Genomic DNA, 4,416 nt, shown 5'->3' with positions numbered 1-4,416 from the left:
AGCGTCGCCACGGCGGACAGCGGCACCTGGGCGTTCGGCGCGCCGACCGTGGTGCTCGCGGCGCCCGGCAGATAGAGCTTCGACAGGATCGAGGGATCGCGCTGGTACATCGGCAGCGCCTCCAGCACCACGCGGTACTGGTTGGCCTGGCCGTAGATGGTCGAGATCTGCCGCTGCGCGAAGGCGTCGTTGAGCGTATCGGTGATTCCTTGCAGGCTCACGCCGAGCTGCCCTGCCCGGGTGCGATCGACGTCGAGCTGCGCCCGCAGACCGCCCTCCTGCGCCTCGGAGGAGACGTCACGGAACAAGGGATCGCGCCTCATCTCTGTGACCAGCTTGCGCGCCCATTCCGACACCAGCGTCGCGTCGGTTCCGGTCAGCGTATACTGGTATTGCGAGCGGCTCGACTGGGTCGAGATCTGCACGTCCTGCACGGGCTGGAAATAGACGGTCATGCCGGGGATGCCGGCCACCCGCTCCTTCAACCGGGTGATCACCGCGCTCACATCGTCGCGCCGCTCGCCACGAGGTTTCAGCGTCATGACAAGACGCCCGACATTGGTGGTCGGGTTGACCGAGCCCGCGCCAATGACCGAGACCACGCCGGTCACATCAGGGTCGGCCTTGATGGCGTCGGCGGCCTCGCCCTGCCGCTTCTGCATCTCCGCGAACGACACGTCGGGCCCGGCTTCCGTCACCGCCGTGATCGAGGCGGTGTCTTGCAGCGGCAGGAAGCCTTTGGGAGCAACAACGTAAAGCACAAGCGTCGCAACCAACGTAGCAAAAGTCACGACCAGCGTGGCGCGCTGGCGTTCCAGCACCCACAGCAGCGTCCGGTGATAGGCCTCGACGGTGCGGTCGATGAAGCGGCTGATAGTCGCCAATCCCGGCACCGCCAGCTCCTCATGGGCGTGCTTGAGCAGGCGCGAGCACATCATCGGCGTCAGCGTCAGCGAGACCACGGCCGAGGTGACGACCGCGATCGTCAAGGTCAGCGCGAATTCGCGGAACATGCGTCCGACGAGGCCCGACATGAACAGCAGCGGGATGAACACCGCGATCAGCGACACCGTCAGCGAGATCACGGTGAAGCCGATTTCGCTGGCGCCCTTCAGCGAAGCCTCCATCGCGCTGTCGCCATTCTCCATGTGGCGGACGATGTTCTCGATCATGACGATGGCGTCGTCGACGACGAAGCCAGTGCCGATCGTGAGTGCCATCAGCGACAGATTGTCGAGGCTGAAGCCGGCGAAATACATGATGCCGAAGCTCGTGATCAGCGATAGCGGCAGTGCCACGCCCGCGATCACGGTTGCGCGCAGCGAGCGCAGGAACAGCAGCACAACCAGCGTCACCAGCACCACGGCAAGGACCAGCGTGAACTGCACGTCGCGCACCGAGGCGCGGATGGTGACGGTGCGGTCGGAGACGATGGTGAGGTTGACGCCGGCCGGGATCGCACGCTGCACCTTGGGGATTTCGGCGCGGATCTGGCTGACAACGTCGATCACGTTGGCGCCGGGTTGGCGCTGGATGTCGATGATGACGGCCGGCGTGCCCTGGTACCAGCCGCCGGTGCGGTCGTTCTCCAGGCCATCGACGATCTGCGCGACGTCGGCGATGGTGACGGGCGAACCGTTGCGGTAGGCGATGATGACGGGCTTGTAGGCGTCGGCTGCGGCGATCTGGTCGTTGGCCGCGATGATGTAGGATTGCTGCGCGCCGTCGAGCGAGCCTTTCGGCCCCGAGACGTTGGCGTTGGCAATTGCGGTGCGCAGATCTTCCATGGCGATGCCATAGGCGGCGAGCCGCGCCAGATCGGCCTGGATGCGCACGGCCGGCTTCAACCCACCGAGCACCGAGACGCGTCCGACGCCCGAGATCTGGCTCAGCCGTTGCGCCAGAAGCGTATCGGCGATGTCGCTCATCGCCCGCAACGAGATGGTGTCGGAGCGCAGCGCCAGCGTCATCACCGGCGCGTCCGCCGGATTCACCTTGGCGTAGGTCGGCGGGTAAGGCAGCGTCTTGGGCAGCACGCCCGCCGCGGCATTGATCGCAGCCTGCACGTCCTGGGTGGCGCCGTCGATGTCGCGGTTGAGGTCGAACTGCAGCGAGATCTGGCTGACGCCGAACGAGCTCGTCGAGTTCATCGCCGACAGCGACGGGATCTGCCCGAGCTGCCGCTCCAGCGGCGCGGTGATCAGCGAGGCGATCACGTCGGGGCTGGCTCCTGGCAGCTGCGTCGTCACCTGCACGGTCGGGAAGTCGACCTGCGGCAGGGCCGAGACCGGCAGCGCGAAATAGCCCAGCAGCCCGCCAATCAGCAGCGCGATGCCGAGCAGCGAGGTTGCGATCGGCCGTCGGATGAAGGGTTCGGAAACACCCATGGGATCTGCCTGCCGCTCAGGCGGCTGTTGTCGGGATCATGGCTGCTTGGCTCCAGATCCCGATGCTCCCGGCCCCGGAGCCGGCCCGGTCTGACCCTTCTGGTCGCCTTCGCTGCTCTTGCGCTTGGCGCGGAACTCGCCGTCCTTGCCTTGTCCGTCCTTTTGACCTTCCTTCTGACTTTCCTTGGCGCCATCCTTCTTCTGACCGTCGGGCCCGCGCGAGCGCTTGCGCGGGGCGAGATCCGCCGACGGGGTCTGGTCGTCGCGGCCGATGGTCACCTTCGAGCCATCCGACAGATTGGCAAAGCCCGTTGTGACGACCTTGTCGTTTGCCGACAGGCCGCTTGCGATCACGGCGTCATGCTCGTTCTGCTGCGTCACCGTCACCGGCTTGGCCGAGACGACGTTGTCCTCGCCGATGACATAGCTGAAAGTGCCGATCGGGCCGCGCTGGACGGCAGATGTCGGCACCACCAGCGCCTGCGTCAAGGTCTCGACCTTGAGACGGACGTTGACGAACTGGCCCGGCCAGAGCTGGTAATTGGCGTTGGGGAATTCCGCCTTGAGCTTGAGCGTGCCGGTGGTCTGGTCGACCTGGTTGTCGATGCCGGTGAGCTTGCCGGTGTCGATCACGGTGATGCCGTCATTGCCGAACACGTCGACTGCGAGCGCGCCTTTCGCCGCCGCGGCATTGACTCGCATGATCTGCTGCTGCGGCAGGCTGAACCACACCGCGATCGGCTGCAGCTGCGTGATCACCACGAGACCCGTGGTGTCGGAGGCGTGGATGATGTTGCCCTGGTCGACCTGGCGCAGACCGGCGCGCCCCGAGAGCGGCGCGACGATCTTGGTGTAGCTGAGCGTTGCCGCCGCGTTGTCGATCGCAGCCTGATCGGCTTTGACCAGTGCCTCGGTCTGTGCAACCAGCGCACGCTGGGTATCCGCCTGCTGCTTGGAGCCGGCATTGGAGGCGGCGAGCTGCTCATAGCGCGTCAGGTCGATGCGCTGGTTGGCGAGCTGGGCCTGATCCTGCGCCTTCTTGGCGACCGCCTGGTCGTATTGCGCCTGATAGATCGCCGAATCGATCTCGCCGAGCACGTCGCCCTTCTTGACGTCCTGTCCCTCGGTGAAATTGACCGCGATCAGCTTGCCGTCGACCTGCGAGCGCACGGTCACGGTGTTGAGCGCGCGGATCGCGCCGACGCCGTCGAGATAGACCGGAACGTCCTGGACCCGCGGGCTCGCCGCCAACACGGGCACCGGCAGATCGGGCCGCTGGTTGCGGTTGTTGGCCTGTTGCTGATGCGTGGCGATCCAGCCGAGATAACCGAGCCCGCCGAGGATGGCGAGCGTGATCAAGGTCATGACGAAGCCGCGGCCGCGCGATTTTTTCGCCGTCCCCTCTTCCGCGCCCTGCTTCGTATCCGGCTTAAAGAGCATTGACCGGTTTCTCCATTCGCGGCTCCCAGCCGCCGCCGAGCGCCTGATACAGGCTGACGATGGCGAGCAGGCGGGCCAGTTGCGCCTGTGACAGCGCGTCTTCCGCCTGGAACAGCGTCAGTTGAGTGTTGAGCACGGTCACGATGTCGGCGGTGCCGGCGCGCAATTGCTGCTCGGAGAGATCGAAGGCGCGGCGCGAGGCGACAACGACGTCGCGCTGCAATTGCAGCTTGATCGTGGTCTGCTTGATCGAGAACAGCGCATTGTCGACGTCGGCAAAGGCCTGAACGATGGTCTTGCGGTAGGTCTGGAGCAGCTCGTCCTGCCGCGCCTTGGCGAATTCGAAATTGCCGAGGATCTTGCCGCCATCGAAGATCGGCTGGGTGGCGCTGCCCACGAGCTGGAAGAAGGCCGCATGCGGCTGGAACAGCGAGACCAGTGCCGAGCTCTGATAGCCGCCATTGCCGGTGAGCTGGATGGTCGGAAAGAACTGCGCGCGGGCGTTACCGATGTTGGCGGTCGCCGAGGCGAGCTGCGCCTCCTGCCGGCGGATGTCCGGCCGCTGCGTCAGCAACTCCGACGGCAGGCC

3 protein-coding genes are annotated in these 4,416 nt (G+C 65.8%); all 3 read right to left on the bottom strand.

Annotation, left to right across the window (positions count from 1 at the left end; all coding sequences use genetic code 11):
- On the bottom strand, nucleotides 1–2,387 hold a 2,387-nt coding region (locus MOV75_RS28540), incomplete at its 3' end, for an efflux RND transporter permease subunit (protein WP_246931026.1).
- A gap of 36 nt (nucleotides 2,388–2,423) precedes the next feature.
- The gene (locus tag MOV75_RS28535; RefSeq protein WP_246931025.1) at nucleotides 2,424–3,827 is read right to left on the bottom strand and encodes an efflux RND transporter periplasmic adaptor subunit; all 1,404 of its coding nucleotides are present in this window, start codon (nucleotides 3,825–3,827) and stop codon (nucleotides 2,424–2,426) included.
- A partial coding sequence (locus MOV75_RS28530) for a TolC family protein (RefSeq protein ID WP_247007012.1) occupies nucleotides 3,817–4,416 on the bottom strand: 600 nt, incomplete at its 5' end. The genes MOV75_RS28530 and MOV75_RS28535, both read right to left, overlap by 11 nt.

Source organism: Bradyrhizobium sp. PRIMUS42, from assembly GCF_023006515.1.
In the GTDB taxonomy this organism is placed as follows: domain Bacteria; phylum Pseudomonadota; class Alphaproteobacteria; order Rhizobiales; family Xanthobacteraceae; genus Bradyrhizobium.
This window is presented reverse-complemented; position numbering and strand designations above follow the sequence as displayed.